Source organism: Streptomyces sp. KLMMK (assembly GCF_036961605.1).
GTDB lineage: Bacteria > Actinomycetota > Actinomycetes > Streptomycetales > Streptomycetaceae > Streptomyces > Streptomyces telluris.
Genome location: NZ_JBAMDC010000006.1, coordinates 19,729 through 40,859, shown reverse-complemented (window position 1 = coordinate 40,859; position 21,131 = coordinate 19,729). Strand labels below are relative to the sequence as shown.

General features: G+C 70.2%; 16 protein-coding genes. 8 read left to right on the top strand and 8 right to left on the bottom strand.

Annotation, left to right across the window (positions count from 1 at the left end; translation table 11 throughout):
• Positions 1–220: 220 nt before the first annotated feature.
• From V7793_RS02350 to V7793_RS02320, 7 genes are all read right to left on the bottom strand, one after another.
• The gene (locus V7793_RS02350) at positions 221–4,036 is read right to left on the bottom strand and encodes a hypothetical protein (RefSeq protein ID WP_335581176.1); all 3,816 of its coding nucleotides are present in this window, start codon (positions 4,034–4,036) and stop codon (positions 221–223) included.
• Between the two features lie 7 nt (positions 4,037–4,043).
• The gene (locus V7793_RS02345; RefSeq protein WP_335581175.1) at positions 4,044–5,858 is read right to left on the bottom strand and encodes a hypothetical protein; all 1,815 of its coding nucleotides are present in this window, start codon (positions 5,856–5,858) and stop codon (positions 4,044–4,046) included.
• A gap of 66 nt (positions 5,859–5,924) precedes the next feature.
• On the bottom strand, positions 5,925–6,953 hold the full coding sequence (locus V7793_RS02340) for a polyprenyl synthetase family protein (protein ID WP_335581174.1): 1,029 nt from the start codon (positions 6,951–6,953) through the stop codon (positions 5,925–5,927).
• A 3-nt stretch (positions 6,954–6,956) separates the two neighbouring features.
• Positions 6,957–8,387, bottom strand: coding sequence for a hypothetical protein (locus V7793_RS02335; RefSeq protein ID WP_335581173.1), 1,431 nt, complete (start codon positions 8,385–8,387; stop codon positions 6,957–6,959).
• Between the two features lie 177 nt (positions 8,388–8,564).
• Positions 8,565–8,936 (bottom strand): hypothetical protein, encoded by a 372-nt coding sequence (locus V7793_RS02330; protein WP_335581172.1) that lies wholly within the window; start codon positions 8,934–8,936, stop codon positions 8,565–8,567.
• 44 nt (positions 8,937–8,980) lie between these two features.
• Complete coding sequence (locus V7793_RS02325; RefSeq protein WP_335581171.1) at positions 8,981–9,919, bottom strand: hypothetical protein; 939 nt, start codon at positions 9,917–9,919, stop codon at positions 8,981–8,983.
• A gap of 334 nt (positions 9,920–10,253) precedes the next feature.
• Positions 10,254–11,546: a hypothetical protein gene (locus V7793_RS02320; RefSeq protein WP_335581170.1), complete on the bottom strand. Its 1,293-nt coding sequence runs from the start codon at positions 11,544–11,546 to the stop codon at positions 10,254–10,256.
• Positions 11,547–11,913: 367 nt separating this feature from the next.
• Here V7793_RS02320 and V7793_RS38085 point away from each other — a divergent pair, with 367 nt between their 5' ends.
• From V7793_RS38085 to V7793_RS02305, 4 genes are all read left to right on the top strand, one after another.
• Entirely contained in the window at positions 11,914–12,480 is a 567-nt protein-coding gene (locus V7793_RS38085; RefSeq protein WP_443057828.1) for a methyltransferase family protein, read from the top strand.
• 357 nt (positions 12,481–12,837) lie between these two features.
• Positions 12,838–13,131: a hypothetical protein gene (locus V7793_RS02315; protein ID WP_335581169.1), complete on the top strand. Its 294-nt coding sequence runs from the start codon at positions 12,838–12,840 to the stop codon at positions 13,129–13,131.
• 521 nt (positions 13,132–13,652) lie between these two features.
• Positions 13,653–15,692: a WD40 repeat domain-containing serine/threonine protein kinase gene (locus V7793_RS02310; RefSeq protein ID WP_335581168.1), complete on the top strand. Its 2,040-nt coding sequence runs from the start codon at positions 13,653–13,655 to the stop codon at positions 15,690–15,692.
• Positions 15,693–15,746: 54 nt separating this feature from the next.
• Positions 15,747–17,858, top strand: coding sequence for a WD40 repeat domain-containing serine/threonine protein kinase (locus V7793_RS02305; RefSeq protein WP_335581167.1), 2,112 nt, complete (start codon positions 15,747–15,749; stop codon positions 17,856–17,858).
• 446 nt (positions 17,859–18,304) lie between these two features.
• On the opposite strand, the gene V7793_RS02300 is transcribed toward V7793_RS02305, so the two are convergent.
• Positions 18,305–18,721, bottom strand: a complete 417-nt coding sequence (locus V7793_RS02300) for a nuclear transport factor 2 family protein (protein WP_335581166.1) — start codon at positions 18,719–18,721, stop codon at positions 18,305–18,307.
• A 75-nt stretch (positions 18,722–18,796) separates the two neighbouring features.
• On the opposite strand from V7793_RS02300, the gene V7793_RS02295 reads away from it, so the two are divergent.
• The 4 genes from V7793_RS02295 to V7793_RS02280 all read left to right on the top strand — a co-directional run bounded on the left by V7793_RS02295 (position 18,797) and on the right by V7793_RS02280 (position 21,106).
• Complete coding sequence (locus V7793_RS02295; RefSeq protein WP_335581165.1) at positions 18,797–19,747, top strand: helix-turn-helix domain-containing protein; 951 nt, start codon at positions 18,797–18,799, stop codon at positions 19,745–19,747.
• 478 nt (positions 19,748–20,225) lie between these two features.
• On the top strand, positions 20,226–20,435 hold the full coding sequence (locus tag V7793_RS02290) for a hypothetical protein (protein WP_335581164.1): 210 nt from the start codon (positions 20,226–20,228) through the stop codon (positions 20,433–20,435).
• A 236-nt stretch (positions 20,436–20,671) separates the two neighbouring features.
• Positions 20,672–20,893: a hypothetical protein gene (locus tag V7793_RS02285; RefSeq protein ID WP_335581163.1), complete on the top strand. Its 222-nt coding sequence runs from the start codon at positions 20,672–20,674 to the stop codon at positions 20,891–20,893.
• A 54-nt stretch (positions 20,894–20,947) separates the two neighbouring features.
• A complete protein-coding gene (locus tag V7793_RS02280) occupies positions 20,948–21,106 on the top strand; it encodes a hypothetical protein (protein ID WP_335581162.1) in 159 nt (52 codons plus the stop codon).
• Positions 21,107–21,131: the final 25 nt, after the last annotated feature.

Here is a 21,131-nt window from a genome sequence, read left to right as displayed (position 1 = left end):
CTCTTGAAGGGCGGCGCTGAACGCGGGACTTCGGTCTTGTGCAGCTGGAACTTCTCGGAGACGTACGCCTGGCAGAGGCGCGCGCGGCCTACCGCTCGGCCGCGTCGGGATCCGCTGGGCCTGCCCTCCCTGCCCGCCCTGTCCGCCCTGTCCGCCCTGCACGAGCGCGTGCCGGGCGGACAGGACGGGGCCGAGGCCGCCGCCCGGAGAACAGGCCGCGTCAGGTGAGCTCCGCCACGGTCGTCGTCGCACAGTTCTTGAGCGCGTCCCAGATGCCCTCGCCCAGGGACTCGAAGAGCTTCTCCGGGTTGTTCTGCAGCCAGGAGACGACGTCGTCCCACGTGCTGATCGAGAACTGCTGGTCGAGGTGGAAGTCGACCAGGTGCGCGCCGAGCAGGTAGGCGTTGCAGCTCGCCGTCAGGTGCAGGCCGGCGCCGTTCCCGCCGACGGTGAGGTCGAAGCCGCCCTGCGCATGGATGCCGACGAGGTTTCCGGCGGGGACCGGGATACCACCGAGCGTCACGCCCCGGGGGATGTCCACGTCGAAGTCCAGTTTGACGTGGGCCGAGGCCTTCAGCCCGGTGCTGTTGAGCGTGCAGCTCATGTCGCCGTGGAGGATGTGGAGCAGGTCCGCGGCGATCGTGAACGCGAAGCCCGCGCTGCCGAGCTGTGCCTCGATCGAGGCCGACAGGCCGAGGAGGTCGAGCTTGCCGGAGAGGTAGAAGATCTTCGCCGGGAGGTGCCCGCTGCGGATGCCGCGGGTGTCGAGGAGGTACTGCGGGCCCTTGGCCCCGCTCGCGTCGGAGAAGGTGAAGACGCCCGCCAGCTTCAGTGGCTGGGCGATGGTGCTGTACGCGTAGAGGCCGTCGTCGCTGACGTTCACCTCGAAACGCCAGTTGTTGCCGAAGAAGTCGATGTCCCCCTTGGCGTAGAAGCCCTGTTTCCACTCCTCGTGGGTCACGGGGTTGGTCCAGCCGCCGGGCGCGGTCACCACGCAGACCGCCAGCTTGTGGAGCACGATCTGTTTCAGGAAGGCGAGCCAGTCCGGCGGAGCGACGAGGACGGCGAGCAGGTCCCAGACCGAGACACCGGTGTCCTGGTGGACGGCCTCCAGGTCGAAGCGGAAAACGGTGACGAACGGCTCCGGGGTGAACCCGCCCTCGACGTCGAGCTCCAGTGCGGCCTCGCCGACGACCACCGAACCGCCCCCGCCCAGGGTGAACCCGGTACCCGTCCCGTAGCCGATCTGCAGGTAGAAGTAGTGGACGTCGAATCCCTGGACACCGAAGGCGTTCTTCCACGTGGGGCGTTCGCCGGAAGACGGGGGCGTGCCTCCGCCGAGGCCGGCGAGACGGCTCGCGGTGTCACGTACCAGGCCGTACGTGGTCGCACGTGCGCCGCGCGGCGTTGCGTCGTGGACGAGGCCGCCACCGTCCCCGGGGACCGGGTCTGCGGTCAGCAGCGTGTATCCCGGGGACCGCAGGGCGTAGGCCAGCTGGTGCGGCGCGGGCCGCCCCGCGACGCCCACCCCGTCCACCCCGCCCACCCCGTCCGCCTCTTCCGCCCCGGGCCCGACGGGCTTGAGGACCAGGAAGAGGTGGAACTCGGTGCCCTTGAGGGCTCCTCCGGCCACGAACTGCAGCAGGGTCGCCGGGGCGGCCCCGACGGCCGGGACGAGGAAGTTCCACGACGTCTGGAGCGACACCTCCCGCTGCGCCGGCCGGAACGCGAGGGTGAGCCCCCCGAAGCCCTCCCGCGTCTTCTGTTCCGCGATGGACGCGGTGAACTCGGACTCCTGGACCGGCGTCGTGAGCCGGGCCGTCAGATGGATGCCACCGGCGTCCTGGAAGAGCACCTTCAAGGGCGCCAGCGGGCCGGTCAGCCCCAGTTCGGTGAAGAACGTGAGGCCCTTGTCCAGCGTGGCGGGGAGGGTGTCGGGAGGGTCGGACCCGGCATCGACGGTCACGCCGTCGGCGCTGCTCACGGCGAGCCCGGACTTGGCGAAGGTGATGCCGTCGAGGAAGCCGAGCACCGGGGCCCAGCCCGACACCTTGCCCGGCGACCAGACCCAGTCCTGCTGCCAGAGAGCGGCGGCGAACAGGGTGCCGCCCTCGGCCTTCCGGGCTGCCTTGCCGAAGAAGGCCAGCTGCGCCGCGTCGAACGTCGCCGTGGTGCTGAGCGCCAGCTCGTAGCCCTTGCCCGCTGCCGGGTGCCCCGTCAGGGCGGTACCCACACGTATGGTCACCGCGGGGTGGAGGAGGGAGACCTGCGGCAGGCCGTCGGGCAGTGGCACGTCGGCATCGCAGGCGAGTGACTTCAGCAGCTTGGTCAGGTCGAGGTCGGGGAAGGTGCCGTCGAGCTCGAAGGTGCCGGGGACGGTCCACTTGGCGGAGAACTTCACCACGGAGTCGTTGCCACTGCCGTTGCTGCCGCTGCCGCTGCCGCTGCCGCTGCCGCTGCCGCTGCCGCTGCCGCTGCCGCTGCCGCTGCCGCTGCCGCCCGAGGCCGGGCCGAGCTCGGCCTCGGCCGACAGGGTGCCGGTGGTCCGCGCGCCGCCGTTCCCGTTGCCGGATCCGCCGTCGGACTGCCGCCCCACGTCACCGATGGTGGCGGCCCCCTCGCCGCCCTCGCGCGCCAGCTCCAGCCCCGCCTCGGTGAGGGCGATGCGGGCCGCGCCGACGTCGATGTGCCACTGCGACGAGACGGACGCGTCGACCTCGTACGCGCCCTTCTTGGGTGTCGCGGTGCCGGAGAACTTCTTCAGCGTCAGTTCGGGCACGCCGGTGAGGTCGGCGTGCGGCAGGAAGTGCTGGAGCACGTCCCGCAGCTCGGCGGGGGTGCTCTCGTCGAGGGTCAGCCGGAACGTGCCGGGCGGTATCTCGGCGGTGGCGTGGAGGCCGACGTTGCCGGCGACGGTGAAGTCGCCACGGCCGGTGACCTTTGCCGCGCGGGACGGCTGGAGCGGATGCGTGACGGTCAGCGTGGCGCCGACCCCGGTCAGAGCGAGGTCGTCGCCCACGATCGGCCAAGTGGTGCCCGGCGTGGTCTCGACGGTGGCGGTGACCTCGGTCAGTGCCGCTGCCGACCCGCCCTTGCCGAATGCCGCCGGGTCGATCGTGACGGTGATCCCGGACAGGCGGACGGAGTTGCCGAGCGTGAAATGCTGCTGGTCGACGAGTTGGTGGACCGCGGGACCGGTACCGTTCCACGCGGCGAGGTCGCCGGGGGAGAGCTTCCCGGGCAGCCGGTCGGCGCCGAGAACGAGCGCGCCGCCGCCGGAGGACAGCGGAGCGCTGATCGTCGCCCCGCCCACCTGCCCGATGACCAGGTCCGCCGCCAGCCGCAGTCCGTAGGTGACCGAGGACCCGTTCGCTTCGTCGTCGCGCGACCCGGCCCAGAGGTAGAAGGAGGCGGAGAACGCCTCGTCCGGTCGGGGCGACGAGCGCAGCGCGACGTCGGTGCGGACCTCGCCTTCCGGGGCCTTGGCGGGCCGGCGTACGACCGGCCCCGTCAGTGTCAGGGTTCCGGGCCGCGGCCGGAGCAGCGTGGCGAGGGCGCCGAGCTGCTCCGGGTCGCTCACCTGGGCGGCGTGGAACGTCAGGCCGGGATCCAAGGCGGGGTACCCGTCGCGGGCGGGCCGGGCCGCCGAGGTGAGCAGCAGCACGGGCGGTGCGGGGAAGGAGAGGGCGGCCAGGTCGCTGCCGTCGGTGGCGGGGAAGGAGGTGGCGAAGGTCCAGTCCGCGGGGAGGGCGAGCGGGACGTAGAGCGTGGGGTCGTGATCGAGGGGGTCGAGGCCGAACTCGATCCCGTGGACCGGCTGGTCGGCGAGGCCGAGGCCGGTGACGGTGAGGGTGCCGCGCACGACCACGCTGTCGTCGTGGTCCTCGCGCCGCAGACCGGTGATGGTCAGCGTGCCGTCGAGCCACGTGCCGACGAGTGCGGCCGCGGGGCCGGTGCCGAGGTCGCCCGCGGGGAGTGTGAGGGTGGTGCCCTGAGTGTGCCGGGTGATCAAGTCCCGGAGTTCGTCGATCGTCATGGGGAGGTCAGCCCTCGAGCTTGGCGTGGATGACCGTGCGGGCGTTGTCAGTGAGTTCCTTGGCGATGTCGGCGCGGTGGGTGTCGGCCGTGCTCTGCACGCCGTCGATGATCTTCTGTTTGACCTCGTCCTTGTTGAGCACCTGCTGGATGATCTTCTCCAGAGGGCTGGGTTCCTTGAGGTGGATCGTGACCTGCAGATCCTGAGTGGCGATCGCGAGGGTGAGGGCGTCGAGACCGATGGTGAGCTCGTCGGCGTCGCGGCCGGTGAAGGACAGGGCGGCCGTCGCCGACGGCTGGGCGATGGTGACGGTGATGTCGCCCTCGATCGTGTCGTCGTCCGAGGGAGCGTGTTCCGGCGCAGCCCCAGCCCCAGCCCCAGCCGCAGCCCCAGCCCCAGCATCGGCCTCAGCTCCAGCCGCAGCATCGGCATCGGTATCGGCATCGGGGAAGGAGACGACGCCCGTGCCGGTGATGGTGAGCGGGGGCGCCGGCACCTTGGCGTCACCGGGGAGCCGGCCGAACCTCAGCGTCGCCCCGATGCCTCCCTCGGTGAGGGCGGCGTCCTTGACGGGGATCAGGATGTTGGAGATGCCCTTGATCGAGCCGCCCTTGAAGCTCAGGTCGGCCGTCGCGACACCGATCTTGTACGAGCCGAGGTCGATGTCTGCGAGGGCGTACGGCTCCAGCGTGGGGCTGCTCGCCCCGAGGACGACGGTCGGCGGGTAGAAGCCGGAGGCGGTGTCGTTCACGGAGGCGCGGAGCCGGTCGAAGAGGTAGATCTCCAGGGGCCCGTACTTCGCCGGGAAGCCGCTGTCGTCCGACGGCAGCGTGCCCTTCGGCACCGCGCCGAGCACCCCGTCGAGCGCCTTGTCCAGCTGGGCGGTGACCGTAGAGGAGAACTGGTCGCGGAAGGAAGGGTCGGCGAGGGTGCCGACGAGCTTCGCGGTGAGCGCCTTCCCGGCGTCCGCGCTGTTGAAGGCGTCGGCCGCGGCCTGCTTCCAGACGTCGAGGGTCTGGGCGTCGATCGTGCTTCCCTCGATGGTCAAGGAGTCCTTGTCGAGATGGAACACCGGCTGCGAGGTGACGGTGATCGACTCGACGGCCAGCTGCGGGGTGCGGTCGGTCCCGGAGCCCGTGGCCTCGGCGCGCAGTACGACGTCGAAGACGAGGTCCCGGGCGGTCACGGTGAACTGCCCGTGGCCCTCGATCTCCTGGCGCGGCCACTCCACCCCCTCCAGCCCCTTGACCACGACCTTCGTGGGCGGCTTCAGGCCGTCACCCCCGCCGCCGTCCCCCGGGTCGTCGATCACCACGACGTGCTGCACCAGGCTGTACGTGCCCTTGACGGTGATCTGCTTCTGCCACCCGTGCGTGTCGTACGCCGCGGTGGTGACCCGGACCGTGCCCCGGTAGCCGTTGTCGGTGGGGGTGAGGTTCTGCAGCTCCCCGACCGAGGCGTTCGGCAGCCCCTCGACGGTGACGGCGGTCAGGGACAGCGTCGGGAAGGGGTGGTCGGCGTCGCGCTGGCTGGTGAAGGGGTCGAGGTTGTCCGGGAGACCGGAAACGCCGCGGTCCTTCGCGTCGTCGAATGCGGCGCCCACGAACATCCACCACGCGGACGCGATGGTGTCGCCGATCGTCTTCCCCTCGTCACCGCCGAGTTCGCCGATGTCCCACGTGTCGACGGCCAGGGGATTCAGCGTGCGGCCGTCCGAGGTGCGGACGTCCTTGAGGACGGTGGGCAGCCAGTACGGGCTGTCCGGATCGTTGACGCGCTTGTACATGGTGGCGTAGATGAAGTCGAGCAGCTTGGTGGCCACGGGCCTCTCCTCAAGGGGCGTCTCGGTGGTGTCGGTCGGGGGACGGACGGGCTGCCGGGCCGCTGTTCAGAACCCGCGGTCCACGACGTGCAGGGCCAGGTCCTCCAGCGCGTAGCGGTACCGCCCGGCCGGGAACGGACGCAGCAGCTCCACCGCCTCCAGCGCCTGGGCGCGGGCGTCGGTGTACGCGCGCGAGAACCCGGCGCCGCCGCGGACCTCGGCGAGCGTGCGCTCCAGGACACCGGGATCGGTGCTCTCGCCGCGCATGATGCGGCTGACCGCGTGCTCCGGGCCCCACTCCTGCATGGCGTAGATCAGGGGCAGGGAGGCGCGGCGGCGCAGCAGGTCCATGCCCCGCGGCTTGCCGGAGCCGGCCTCGTCCTGGGCGAGGTCGAACAGGTCGTCCATGACCTGCAGGGCGCGCCCGAGCCGGCGGCCGTAGAACCCGGCCCGGCGGGCGTCGCCGCTGCGCCCGTCGGCCAGCGTCACCCCGGCCTCCGCCGCCAGCCCGAACAGGGCGGCGGTCTTGCGGTCGGCGGTGCGCCAGTACGTCCTGGCCAGGAGCTCCGGGTCCTGGGAGAGGTCCGTGCGCAGCTCGTCCAGCTCTCCGCAGCCGATCTGGAACGCGGTGTCGAGGACGAGCTCGATCAGGCCCATGTCGCTGTCCCGGTCGATGGCCCGTACGAAGCCGCGGATGGCCTGGACGAACTGCAGGTCGCCGACGAGCACCGCGGCCTCGGTGCCCCGGGCGGCGTTGACCGAGGGCAGGCCGCGGCGCAGGGCGGCGCCGTCCACGATGTCGTCGTGGATCAGCGTCGCCACGTGCAGCATCTCCAGCGAGACGGCCCCCTGGAGTACCTTGTCCGGGAGCGGCGAGGAGCCGTGCACCGTGCGGGCGGCCAGCAGCAGGACGGCCGGGCGCAGCCGCTTGCCGTGCCGGTACAGGGCCCGTTCACCGTCGGTGAGGTACTCCTGCTGCGGGGCCAGGGCCTGGTCGAGGAACGCCTCGAAGCGCGGCAGGTCATCGGCGAGCAGGTTCCTCCACACCCCGCCGAGGACGTCCTCGGCGGGGGCGGTCGTGTCGAGGATGAGCACGGGTCAGGACCGCCCGTCCTGCGGGTGGGCGTATCCGGCGACGCCGGTGAAGGCGGCGTGGCGGACCGTCTCGGCGATGGCGTCCTGCAGCAGCGTGTGCACGAAGCGCATGGCGGCGAGGCGCTCGCGCGCGACGTCGGCGGCCGTTCCCTGCCACTCCTCGTCGTTGATGCTCAGGGCGAGGTCCGGCAGCTCCACCGTCACGTCCGCCGGCGCGCCGTCCGGGGTGAGACGGGTGGTGACACGGATGCCGGCCAGCCGTGCCGTGCACTCGCCCGTGTGCAGGGTGTCAGTCGCCTGCGGGGCCTCCTGAGCCTCGTCGTGGTAGGCGGCGGCGCCGAACTCGTGGATGACGGCGCGTTCCTTGTCGGACAGGGCGATCCAGTCCTCCGGCTCGTCCGGCCGGTCCTCCTGTGCCGCCGGGAGTGCTTGCCCGTCCCCGACGCCGAAGGCGGCGAGCCCGTTGTAGCGGGCCATCTCCTCGGGGGAGACGTCCGGCAGCTCCCCGGAGTGCTCGTCGATGGTCGTGTAGATGCTGTCCTGCGTCATCGGGTTGGTCTGCGCCCCGTCGTTGCCGGTGTCCTGGACCGACTTGGAGAAGCCTTCGGCGGCCGCCGCCGCATCCTGGAGGCGCTTGGCCTTGGCCGGGTCCTTTTGCTGGATCCGGGCAGCTTCCGTGGTCAGCGCGGTCTGGACCGTGGTCCGCTGCTGCCAGGCGTGCGCGTTGTACGTGCCGCCCTCTTGCGGGTCCTGCCAGTCGTTGACCGGCTGCTGATCACCGGCGGACGGCAGGGCGTCGGCGGTGGCGTCAGGGTCCGTGGTGCCGTAGGTCTGCTCCGACATCCGCTGGGTGACGCCTTTTTCGGCCCACTTCTTGCGGAGGTTGGAGGACACCGAGGAGCTGCCGTTGAAGATGTCGTAGTAGCTCTCGTTGTGCGTGCCGTACTGGATGAGGACCTGGCGGCCGTTCTCGGTCTTCATCAGCTTGGTGCGGTGGGCGTCGGCGCGGCCGGTCCAGCGGCGGACGGTCTCGTCGTCCGGGTGGCTGACGGGGACGGCGCGTTCCCCGGTGGGCAGGGTGGGCTGCCGTGCCTCTGCCGAGAGCGGTTGCAGGTTCCCGGCGGTGTCGATCTCCCGGATCTCGTCGGGCCGGGCGTCGAGGGCGTAGCGGCCGGTGAGGACGAGGGCGGGGATGCGGTGGGTGAGGTGGCGGCTGCCGCCGCGGGTCTCCTCGGAGAGCGCCTCCGGCGGGCCGTCGGCGCGTAACCGGAGCGCACCGAGGCGGAAGCTCAGCGAGCCGGTGGGGTAGTCGAGAGTGCCGGGCATCTCCACGCTGCGGGCGAGGGGGTAGCCGGGCGTGTCGGCGAGGTGGAGGGGCTCGGTCCGGGGACCGGGCCGGGCGTCGCCGGACTGCGGGGGCTGGGGCGTGCTCAACGGGTCTCCTGAAGTGGTCGTCGGGCGGGCGGGCGTAGCGGGGCGGTGCGGCAGTGCCGGCGCGCCGCGGGCGAGCGGGGCGGTGATGCAGGAGGTTCAGGGGCGATTCAGGGCCTTTCCGGGCCTTTATGGGCTGTTCAGGGCTGTTCAGGGCAGTTCAGAGCAGTTCGGAGCGGTTCAGGAGACGACGAACGTGCCGCTGACCATGAGCATCCCGTCGTGCGAGCCCAGTTCCGGCGACGTCACCTTCACGGACACGGTCTGGCCGCTGACGGTGATGTCGGTGCCCAGCGGCTTGTCGAGCGGGATGTCGACGGTCTTCTTGTCCTCCAGCGCCTTCTTCAGCACGGACGGGGCCGCGAGGGCGAGCAGGTTGGCGGGTGCGGCGACCAGCATGGCGGCGGTGGACTTGGGGGTCAGCGTGAGCGAGTTGAGGACGATCTTCTTCAGCGTCGCGGAGAGGGCCTTGTCCGTCAGGCCGGTGGCCTTGAAAGTGACGTTGGGTTCGGTCGGGTTGAGGACGACCTCGAAGTCGACCAGCGCATCCATGGGTGTGTACCTCCTGGAGTGAGGAGCGGTGAAGGCGAGGGAACTCAGGACTCCTGGGAGGCCTTGAACAGTGCGCAGCCCTTGCCCGGGGCGACGGGGAACAGGTCCACGCCCACGGACCAGGGGATGTCGAAGTCGGCCGAGACGGTCGTCGGGTCGCTCTCGTCGACCTTCACGTTGTCGGCCTTCCGGAACTTCGCTTTCCACCAGACCGTGGCCACGCCGGTCACGGTCTTGTCGTCGTTGGCCAGTTCCTTGTCCTGCCACTGGCCGAGGGCACCCTGCAACAGACGCGCCAGGAGGTCCCGGCCGACGAGGAGGAAGACCTGCTTGTCCGACGGCCAGGCGGTGGCGGCGCCGGAGGAGACCGTGGCGGCGGGGGAGTGGCCGGTTCCTGCGGTCGCAGTGAGCACGAGGTGCGTCCCGGTGACGTCCAGGAGGACGGGGGTGAGGGAGACCTGCTGGCCGAAAAGGTCCTGGACGGGCAGCTTCAGGCCGTTCACCAGGTTCTTCGCCTGGTCGAGGACGTTCGGCACGATCACCTTGTCGACCATGATCTTCGTGTAGCGGTCCGGGATGTCGGACAGCCACACGCCGAGCGGGACGACGGTGATGCCGCCGTTGTCGACCTTGGCCTGGACGGCGACTTTGACCTCACCGACCCCCGGGGGGAGGGCATCGCCGGCGATGGTGCCGTTCACCTGCAGCTGCGGGACGTGGAGCTGCAGGACTCCTGAGTCGGGCAGGTCCTTGACGCCCTGCGCTTTGATCATCTTGCTCCAGAGCTCGGCGTCCGGTTTCTCCAGGACGAGCTCGGGCGGCACCAGGAAGTCCCAGGTGAAGGTGTAGACGATGTCTTCGATGGTCTCGGGTCCGTAGGTGCCGTGGAACACCGCACGGTGTTGGCTGTGGAGGGACTTGAGACCCGAGTTGAGGCCGTCGGCGTGGATTCCGAGTGCGAGGTCATATGGCGTTTCGGTCACGGCAGCAGATCTAACGGGGTGAGCGACCGGGAGAACAATCGGTTCCTGGCCAATTCGGAAACGGAATCCGGAGGGGAAGGAAGGACTGAACGCGTCATTCCGTGGCGTGGTTCATGCATTCATGTAACGCCGAATTATGTAAATGCGCAGCATGAAGGAACGGGTGCCGTGGCACGCGGGTGTGCTGTCGAATTACGGGCCGCCTCGAACTGTGGTGCGGCCGGAGCTCGTCGGGGCTCACCGGAACGCGCCCGGAAACGGGCCGCGATCGCGCGGCATGAGGACGGCGGCGGTGCCCGGCGGCACCCGTCCGGGCACCGCCGTCACCGTGGCCCTACCGTTTGCCGACGTGCAACGCGCCCTGGAGCGCGAGTGCGTCACCGAAGCGCCCGAGCGTCAGGTTTGTCGGCGTCACGTCGAGGTGGACGGGATCGACGTCGATGGGGATGGCCGGGAAGGTGCCCACGGGGAACTCGACGCCGCGGAGCGCGCTCCCGACGATGCCGCCGAAGGTCGACGACAGGGCGTCGACGACCCACGAGACGATCAGGCTGACGATGTCGCCGCGCGTGGGCACGAGCTTGAGGTCGAAGGAGCTCACGTCCACCGCAGTGGCCTTCAGCGTCGTCCCCGACATGGTCAGGGTGAGCGTGACGGTCGGATCGGGTTCCAGATGGAGGTCGAAGAACGCATCGGTCGACCCGCCCAGGATCCAGTTGATCCCGGCGCTTCCGCTCCCGGAGACGGCCGTGTGGACGCGCACCGTCGGCACGTCGTCCCACGCCACCTCACAGCGGACGTTGTGGATGGCGATCGTCGCCTTGTAGTACGCAGTGCCGACCCCGATGTTCTTGGAGTCGCCGGCAGGGAAGGTTTTCCCCTCCAGATACCCGGTCGCCAGCTGCGCGATCCGCTCGACCGCATCCCGCCCGAGCAGGGCGAAGAAGGGGCTCTGCGGCCAGCTGTCGGGGAACGGGGGCTTCGGGACGCCGTGCTCCGCCAGATTCAGGGCGGCCACGGCCTGCTGCGGCTGGATGACGGGAACGGGCGTCGACAGCGGCAGGCCCGGGATCTGCGGCGCGGGCAGTGTGATGCCCGACAGGACCTTCCGGGACTGGTCCAGGACGTTGGGGAGCACGACCTTGTCGAGGAAGATCTTGTCGACCTTGCTCGGTGCGTCGGCCGTGGCCTTGAAGGGGTTGAGGCTGAACAGCCCGGTGTCGGACGTCGCGGCCTGGACGTCGACCGTGATGGCGACGTCCTCCTCGACGGGGTCGCCGTCCCCGGAACCGATCTTCACGTGCACCCGGTTCAGCCGCACCTGGAAGGTGCTCCCGTCCATCGAGGCGCGCAGGGCGGGGACGTGCTCGGAGAGCTCGGACTCGGTCATGGCGCCTACGGCGGCCCCCGCGGTGAGGTGCGCACGTAAGTCCTCATCGGACTGCGCGGGCGGGGTCAGGTCGAAGACCGGCGCCTCCTTGACGTCCCAGGAGACCGTGAACGTGGTGCCCTCCACACCGAAGGGCTGCGAGCCGGTGAAGTACTGCGGGTAGAGCTGTTCGTAGACCTCCCGGGACGTCGAGTTCACGACGTCGGCATTGGCCCCCACCATGAGGTCGCAATTCATGCGTGCTCCTTTTGCAGTTCTTTACCGGCGGTCGGACCGGCTCATGGGAAAACACCCGGACCGCAATCCAGAAGCGGGGAATCCGGGCATGGCGACGTGACTTGGGCGACGGCGTCGATGATGGTGCGTCGGCTACGGCCCGTTCAAGACCGCAGGAGAATTTTCGACAGGTCGTCGAGGCCGCAATGCTCATGGAAACAGCTTGGTCGGTACGTGTTGGCCTCCCGCTTTCCGCCCGGATCGCGGTCGTCGCCGGACGACGGTGTTTGGCGTAATCGGGAGGTACGCACATCAGGGGTGAGCATTACCCTCTGTGCTCGCGTTCTGTGCTCGCGCGCTCGGGGTGCGATGGGACTGCCGACACTTCATGTACGGGCGCATCCACACCGCCGCCCTGCGGGCGATCGCCGAGCTCGACGTGGCCGGCCTCCTGGCCGACGGCCCGCACACCCCCGAGGACCCGGCCGCCCACTCGGCCACCCACGCCGGCTCCCTGCGCCGCGTCCTGCGGCTGCTCGCCGTCCGCGGACTGTTCCACGAGAACACCGACGGCACCCTCGCCCTCACCGACAGCGGACACCTGCCGCGCGCCGACGTGCCCGGTTCCCAGCGCGCCGCGGTCCCGCTGTTCACCGGCGAGAGGTTCCGCAGGGCCGGCCGCCACTGGCCTCACCGACACCCTGCGCACCGGCCGGGTCAGATTCGACGATGCCTACGGGCTTGCTTTCCAGCAATGCACGCTGCGCCGGCCGACGGAGGTTCTTGGCGGCTCGCCGTGCCCCGGCCCACCGCCACGGACGGCTCCGCACCGCCCGCGATCAGGCATAGGCCGCCTCGTAGCTCGGGAAGAACACGTCCACTGCGTGGGAAAGTGCCGACTGCCCGCTCCACCAGGGACTCGACTCCACCAGGGACTCGACACGCTGCGCGGTGAAGTAGCCGTTCGGCCTTCTCGCGGGCGGTCGGCCGGCGGCCCTGATGATGACCTCGGGCGCAGGCGGACTGGGCGTGGGGATCCGTCATTCCCGGCCCGTCGCCAGGTCATTTCCTGCTTCCCGCTCCAGACCGTCCTGGCCGACGGGTGCGCGGCGGCGATCGCCGATGGGGCCCTGAAGAGCATCGCGACGTACCACGCGGCAGCTCTCCCGCTCACCCCTGAGGGTGTGAGAAGCCGATGCTCAATGAAGGCCATGGTTGAACGAGGGACCTTCCTGGGCCCAGTGGCACCGGGTGCAAGGCTGAGGGACCATGGCTTCGGGGCTCCAAGCACTCGACGCTCGGGAGCGTAGCCATGAACACCAAGCCCGCCTGTGGGCCGGAGCGTGACCCTGACTTCTTCGAAGAAGTCGACAAGCTGTTCGCCAAGTACCCTGAGGCCGCTGGCAGGTATGCGGTGACTTGCAGAAGGCTGGAGCTCGAAGTACTGAAGATCGACTTCAAGAAGCAAGTGGGGGTCACGCGTATCGAGGACGGCCGCATCATCACGGAGTTCTTCGACCGCGACCAGGTCGAGCGTGTCGGCAGCGGCTGCTGCGAGTGGCCGAAGAACGACGACGGCCTTTGCAACAGGCAATGTGACGTGTGATTCACACCTGGATGGTCGTGTGCAGGTTCAGCACACCTGTTCTGCACCGGCCGGTAGCCGACCGTTGGCCGGATCACCTTATGGCCGGCGGCCATGTAGGGCTTGCCGGGGGCGAGTCCGGTGTGGCGGCGAATCCTCGGCAGTGTGGAACCGCTGACCGCTGACCGCTGACCGCTGACCACTGACCACGCGACAACCGAGCCGCGAGACGCTCGCCAGACTCCCATCCCCTGCGCCAACGTAATCTGTTCCAGGGTTTGTCGAAGCCGCACCGTTCGCCGTCCGCAGCGGATGATGAGCTGGTCCACTTCCCGGTCTCCCGGCCGTCGGCCGCGGCGTCGACGAGCCCTCGTGCGTACCGCTGTGCCGGTTCGAAATGACCGTTGACACTCCGGGACTCATATGACCCAATACCAGCGCGTATGGGTCAGTGGGGAACTTCAGGGTCCCGCCCCCCCTGCGTCTGACCATGGTTCAATGCCGTGCGTGATCACACACATACCTGGAAGATCCGCGTAGCCATGGTGGAACCTCTGACCCCTTCGGATCCCCGGCGCATCGGCCCGTACAGGCTCGAAGGCCGGCTCGGCGCGGGCGGCATGGGACAGGTCTTCCTCGGGACCTCGGCGGCGGGGCGCAAGGTCGCGTTGAAGGTCATCCGTCCGGAGCTCGCGGCCACCGCGCAGTTCCGCGCGCGATTCGCCCGAGAGGTCGAGGCGGCGCGGCGGGTGGGCGGATTCCACACCGCCCAGGTCGTCGACGCCGACCCCGAGGCCGCATCGCCTTGGCTGGCCGCCGCGTACATCCCCGGCCCCACGCTCCAGCAGGTCGTCACCGCGCAAGGCCCGCTCGCCCCCGAGGCCGTGCTGCGCCTGGGCGCCGGAATCGCCGAAGGCCTGGCCGCGGTCCACAACTGCGGCCTCGTGCACCGCGACTTGAAGCCCGGCAACGTCATCCTCGCCGCCGACGGCCCGCGGATCATCGACTTCGGCATCGCGCACGCCCTCGACGCCGGGCCGATGACGCATACGGGCGCCATCATCGGCACCTACGCCTACATGTCGCCGGAACAGATCCGTAACCCCGCCCAGGTGACCCCCGCCGGCGACGTCTTCTCCCTGGGCTCGGTGCTCGCTTTCGCCGCCACCGGCCGGGGCCCGTTCGACGCGTCGACCGTCCCTGCGATCATCCACCGGGTCACGAGCGAGGCACCCGTACTCGCCGGCATCGCCGAGGGAGGCCCGCTGTACACCCTGGTCCGCCACTGCCTCGCCAAGGACCCCGCCGGGCGCCCGCTGACCTCTGAGGTTCTGTACCGGTTGGCCGTCACGGCTCCCACGGCCCCTCCTCCCGTACCGTCCCTGCCTCCGGCCACGCCGCCACTCCCGGCCACGCCACCGCTCCCGGCCGTAAATCTCTTAGGCGGCCGTGGGATCCGCCGCCGCTCCATGCTGTTCGGCGGACTCGCCGCCGCGACGGCCGCGGTCGCCGTGCCTGCCGCCTTCGCGTTGTGGCCGGAGAACGAACCACCCGCCGAGCCGAAGGACAAGCCGAAGGCGAGCAAGAACCCCGACCGGGACTTCACCAAACCCGTCGGCGAACTCAAGGGCCACGAAAGGGACATCGAGAGCCTGGCGATGAGCCGGGACGGAAAGTTCCTCGCCACGGGCGGCTACGACAAGACGCTGAAGCTGTGGGACCTCACCGTGCGCCGGGAGAAGCTCACCTACGAAGGCCACACCGATGCCGTTACGTCGGTGGCCTTCAGCGCCGACGGCACCACCCTGTACTCGGGCGCCTTCAAGGAGCTGCTGACCTGGGACGTGAACAGCGGGGCGGCGAAGGAGAAACTGGCCTCGTACAAGGGCGAGTTCGACTACGTCAGCTGCCTGGCCATGAGCCCGGACGGCAGGACCCTCGCCGTGGCCGTCGGCAGCCGCGTCGAGCTGATGGACCCGGCAACCGGGCGCGTCCGGGAGACCCTCGAGGGGCACACGGGCAGCATGAACTGGGTCGCCTTCAGCCCGGACGGCAAGACCCTCGCGAGCGTCGCCGCCGACCTCGGCAAGAGCGGTGTCCGGCTGTGGGACACCACGAGCGGCCGCTCCCTGAAGATCCTCCGCGACGGCGGGGAGAAGAACTACTCCCAGGTGGCGTTCAGCCCCGACGGCAAGACCCTCATCGCGAACGGGCCCGGTATCCAGCTGTGGGACCTCGCCTCCGGGAACCTCACCCGGAAGCTCACCGACCGGCACGAGTACCTCGGCGCCGCGGCCTACCGTCCGGCCGGCACCGGGACCGGAGGCAAGGCGATCGTGGTGGGCGGCGGCACCTATGTCGAGACGGAGAAGGCCGACACCGTGGGCCGCACGGTCAGCGTCTGGAACGCGGACAGCGGTGAGCTCACCGCCACCCTGGTCGGCGGCGAGCAGCAGATCCTTCGGGCCACCGTCGAGCGGCTCGTCTTCACCCCGGACGGCAAGACCCTTGCGGGCCTGCTCGTGCCCGCTGCCAACGAGAGCGGGGCCAAGCCGTCGATCCAGCTGTGGCAGCTGCCGTGAGCAATGCCGGGCAAACCGCTGACACCCTCTGACCCTCTTCGCACGGACGGAATCATGGACGCACTCAGACCTGACGACCCGCAGTGGGTCGGCCCCTACCGCCTGGACGGACGGCTCGGCGAGGGCGGCATGGGCTCGGTCTTTCTCGGTACGTCGCCGGGCGGGCGGAAGGTCGCGGTCAAGCTGATCAAGCGGGAGTTCGCGGCGGCCCCGCAGTTCCGGGCGCGGTTCGCGCGCGAGGTGGACGCGGCGCGCCGCGTGGGCGGCTTCCACACCGCGCAGGTCGTAGACGCCGATCCCGGGGCCGACTCCCCCTGGCTGGTCACGGCGTTCATCCCCGGCCCGACGCTGCACGACGTGGTCGCCAAGGACGGCCCGCTGGATCCCGCCGCAGTACTGAGGCTCGGCGCGGGGCTCGCGGAGGGGCTGGCTGCGATCCACAATTGCGGGCTCGTGCACCGGGACTTGAAGCCCGGGAACGTGATCATCGCCGACGACGGCCCACGCATCATCGACTTCGGCATCGCCCGCGCCGTCGACGCCAGCTCGCTCACCGCGACGGGCACGATCATCGGCACCTACTCGTACATGTCCCCGGAGCAGATCCGCGCCGACAGGGCGGGCCCGGAGAGCGACGTGTTCTCGCTCGGCTCGGTACTCGCCTTCGCCGCGACCGGGCACGGGCCGTTCGACGCTCCCACGCTGATCGAGGTCGTCCAGCGCATCCTCGACCAGCCGCCCGCGCTCGACGGGACCGACGGGACACTGCGGGAGCTGCTGGCCGCGTGCCTGGCCAAGGAGCCCGGGGCACGGCCTGCTGTCGGCGAACTGCCCGCGCGGTTCGCGGCGGGTGTCGGGGGCGCGGTGGTGGAGCCGAGGCCTATGGGGGACCGCCCGGTGGATCCTCGTATACCGGCATCGCCCGCACCTGCCACGCCCGGACCCGCACCTGCCACACCCGGACCCACACCTGCCACACCCCCACCCGCCACACCAGCACCCGCACCTGTCACACCCCCCCACCTCACCCACGTTGCGACCGCCGCCGCCCCGCCCAGCACTCCATCACCAGGGTTCGGCCCGGTGAGCACCACCGTGGCGGCCGCGGATGACGGGCCCCGCTCCGGCAGGGTCTCCCGGCGCACGCTCCTGTTCGCCGGGCTCGGCACGGCAGCCGCGGCGACAGCCGTCGGGGTGCCGCTCCTGCTGCGGAACCGCGACAAGGCGGACGGCTCCTCCGGCAAGCCCGGCGCGCCGTCGGGCGGGGCGAAGCCGGGCAAAGCCGAGGAGGTCATCCGTTTCAAGGGGCTCGAAGGGACGCGGACGCTCGCCTTCAGCGAGGACGGCAAGCAGCTGTACGGCACCGGCCACAACAGCATCTGGAAGTGGGACCCGCGCACCGGGGACGGCGCCCCCGTCCGCATCGGCGCCCCCGGGTACATGCAGCCCACGGTGTTCAGCCGGGATCTCAAGCTCCTGGTCAGGGCCGAGGAGAACAAGGTTCGTATCTGGGACACCGCCAACGGCAAGGCCGTCCACACGTTCACGCTGCCCACCGAGAAGGGACCGACCCAGAAGGGCTGGCCCACGGGCCTGGCGATCAGCGCGGACGGCAGGACCGTGGCCGCGACCACCTCAGAGGGCCTGCACCGTTGGGAGTTGCCGTCCGGGGAGTCCATCGGCGTCTCCACGAGCGTGTCCGGCGGCCCTCTGGTGATGCGCGGCGACGGGCAGATGATGGCCGGCGGGCGCCCCTTGCAGCTCATGTCTCCCGGGGGCCATGCCACCGCCACGGTCAAGGACAGCGGCGGCGCCGCCGTCGTCGCGTTCAGCCCGGACGGAACGCTCCTGGCCTACGGCACGCAGGGCGGCCGGCTCGTGCTGTGGAACACCGACTCCCGCTCGGAGGTCTTCAGGGTCGAGGACGTGACCTGGCTCGCGTCCCTCGCGTTCGATGCGGAGGGGCGCCACCTCGTCGGCGGCGGCCGTGACTCGGTCGCCCGCCTGTGGGACACGGTCCAGGGCAAGGAAGTCGCCCGCTACAAGTGCCCCAACTCGATCGACGCGGTGGCCATCAGCCCGGACGGCAAGTCCGTGGCGATCGGCCTCAGCTTGGCACCCGACCTCGACGCCAAGGACTCGGCCCTGCTCTGGCAGCTACCCTGACATGGCTCTGACGTCGTTCATCGGGCCCAGGCAGAGATCACGGGGAGCCGACACGCAGCGGGCACGCCGGCTTCCGGCGGCCGGCACGAGGGACCGGCCATGCAGTCGCGTCACGATCGCGCGTTCTTGGCGGCCTTCTCCGCGAACGGGCCGGGCAGGGAACGGCCCTCGAACCGCGGGGCCGTGGCGTCCGAGGCAAGTGCCCGGCGGGCAACTGGGCCGGAGACCTTCTCCCCGGCCGCGACGCGGTTACGAAGGTGGGCGGTGGTGTCGGCTGGCGCGGGGACGGTTCTCAGCTGTACACCGCACCGCGATGTGAATACTGAGGATGATGGCGCGCGGAGGTGGTGCGGGCGGTGCGCATCGGGTCAAGGGGCGCGTAGGAGACCGGACACGCACCCCTTGACCAGGTCTGTCTGACAGGTTCGCGGCCGGATGGGGGATGACTACTGTGGAGCTTCACCCAAGACCATGCGGAGTCCGCGGGCCGTGTCCACGTACTCGCGGACCCGGTGGACCAGCCCGCCCCGGAGTCCGAAGACGAAGCAGTAGTCGTTGCTGTAGTGGTTGCCGTTGGCGAGCGTTGCCGTCATGGTCGTCTCCACGACCGCCCACTCGCCGTCGGCATGGAAGCCGTGAAAGGCGACGGTGACGTCACGCGCGTACAAGCGGGGGAAGTCCTGGGCGAAGAAGCGCACGATCGCCTTCCTGCCCACCATGTGGTGGGTCCCCCCAAGCGCGACCACAGTGGCGTTCCCAGGGGGCGACAGCCACTCGGCGTCCTCGGTGAGGACCGCGGAAATCCGGTCCGGGTCGTAACTGGCAAGCGCCTGAAAGGCGTTCTCGATGATGCTGCGGCTCATGAACCCACTGTCACCGTCAGCGCGCACCGGTGTCTTGGACAAATGTTCCGGCCGATGTCCTCGTACCATGGAGCGATGCGATCCACGCGATCCTTTGTGCGCGAGCGCGAGCGTGAGGCGGTGGCCGGATGGGCCGTCGCAAGGCCGCCATGGCCCAGCCGGACCGTCGGTGTCAGCCTGGCCGGATTCCGTGACTACAGCACGGGCACGGTTGACGTGCCAGTGGTCCCGCACCCGGCCGTCACGCTGGTCCTGGAGTTCGGTGACGGCTCGTTAGTCGTGGGCGACGCCTCTGGTCGGCAACAGGGCGGAAGTCTTGTTGCCGGGCTCGCTCCCGGTGCAGTCCGCATGCGGGGCGAGAACGTTGCGTGTGTGGAGGTGCACCTGTCCCCGGTGGTCGCTTACGCCGTGCTGGGTGTCTGCCCGGCGGAGCTGGACCGCACCGTGGTCGCCCTCGACGACCTGTGGGGCCGGGACGCGTCACGGATCCGGGAGCAACTGGGCGATTCCCCTTCATGGGAGGACCGTTTCGCATTGACGGACGTCCTGCTCGCCCGTCGACGCGAGACGGGGCCGCTGGTGGACCCGGAGGTGGTCCGGGTCTGGGACCGAATCGTCGTCAGCCGGGGCCTGGCCAAGGTCGAGGACCTGGCCGTCGAGGTCGGGTGGAGCCGCAGGCGCCTGTGGTCCCGCTTCCGGTCGCAGATCGGCCTGCCTCCCAAGCGCGCTGCGACGCTGGTCCGCTTCAGGCATGCCGCCCACGGCCTGGCCGCCGGCAACAGCGCGGTCCGCGTCGCGGCCGAATGTGGTTACGTCGATCAGTCCCATCTCCACCGGGAGGTTGTGGCGTTCACCGGCATGACTCCGGCGACGCTGGCCGGTGACCCGGGGCTGGAGGTGGACGACATCGCGTGGGCGCGCACCGCGTCGGCGCGACGGACCGCCAATCCGCCCCACTCAGCGCCTACCGGTCGGGGCGGGCACAGCGATGGTGTCCAGCGCCGTGTCACATCTACTGATCTGTAAAGCTGCGAGAGGCACCAGTCGTGATCACGTTGACAGAGAGACTCGCCGTCGACACCGTTGACGAGTTCCTGACAGGCGAGGAGGTTGCCCGCTTCTCCCGGGCGATGGACGACTTCATCCGGCGGACCGGCTGGAAGCCCGTCTACGTCGGCGAAGAACTGGGCGTCTTATCCGACGAGGTCCAAGCCGCCCTCCAGGCAGCGACCTTGCGCCACTTGCCCGAAATTCGCCGCACGTTCCCCTCCGCCACGGGCTGCTCCCCGTGGCAGCTCATCCAGTTCGACGCGACCGAAGGCGCCGTGCGCCAGCTCGACGGCATCGGACCCGACCCGGTCACCGGCCCCCGCCACGTCGCCCGTATCAGTGTCACCGTCCAGGACGCGCGAGCCGGCGGCCAGTTCTTCTTCGAGACCACCTCCAGCCCCACCTCTGGGACCCCCGATTCGGCGAAGGAGCGGCGCTCGGCTACGCCGACGGGATGCGCTTCACCCGTATCGCACCCCACGACAAGATCTCCCGGCAGGACCCGGAGACCGACTGGATCCACGAGGTCCGTGGCACCCCCTGGACCACGCCCGCCGGTTCGGGTACCGCCATCGTCTACGGCTCCCAGCTCATCCACGGCATCACGCCAGTCACCGAAGGCCGCTGCCGCAAGTTCATCACCGGTCTCATCGCCGGAGACTGAACCACCCTTCCCTCCCCAGCGCGCCGAGGCCATCGGACCGGGCCGACGCGAGCAGGGCGCCCCCCCCCGTGAACGCCCGTGCGCGCCGGGGAGTGCATCCCACCGTGTGTGCGAGGCGGCCGCGCTGCCGGAGCAGGGTGCTATCTGGTGGTCTTGGTGTTCTCCAGGGGTAGGCGCCGGGCCACAGGCTGCTCCGGACGAGCCGGAGCACGCTGTGGCTTCCCGGGGAGATGCGGATGTTCGCAAGGCGCGGCCTCAGCGTGGCGTTGTGTTTCCTGGCTCTGGCCGGCTCCTCCCTGGCGTGGTCCCCGGTGGCTGCCGCCGGCGGCAGCGGCGAGACGGCGTTCGTCTGCACCGGGAAGGAGAAGGGCTCCTCCACTCCGGGCCTCGGTCTGCTGCCGAAGCCCACCCGTCTCGAAGCCGAAGCCCAGTACACCTGCTCGGGCGGGCCCGGATAGGCCATCCCGGCCACCGGGCATTTCGTGGGATCGGCGAATGCGTCCTGCGTTGCGGTGAGCAGCCCCACCGGACGGGAGAAGGTCCGCTACACGGACGGCCGGGAGTCGGTCATCGGCTACACGAGTTCGACCGTCGTCCGCCTCAGCACGGTCACCCTCGTCATCCTCAACGGCACTGTGACTGAAGGCCGCGGCCAGGGCCGAACCGCATGACGCAACGCACCATCGCGACATTGGC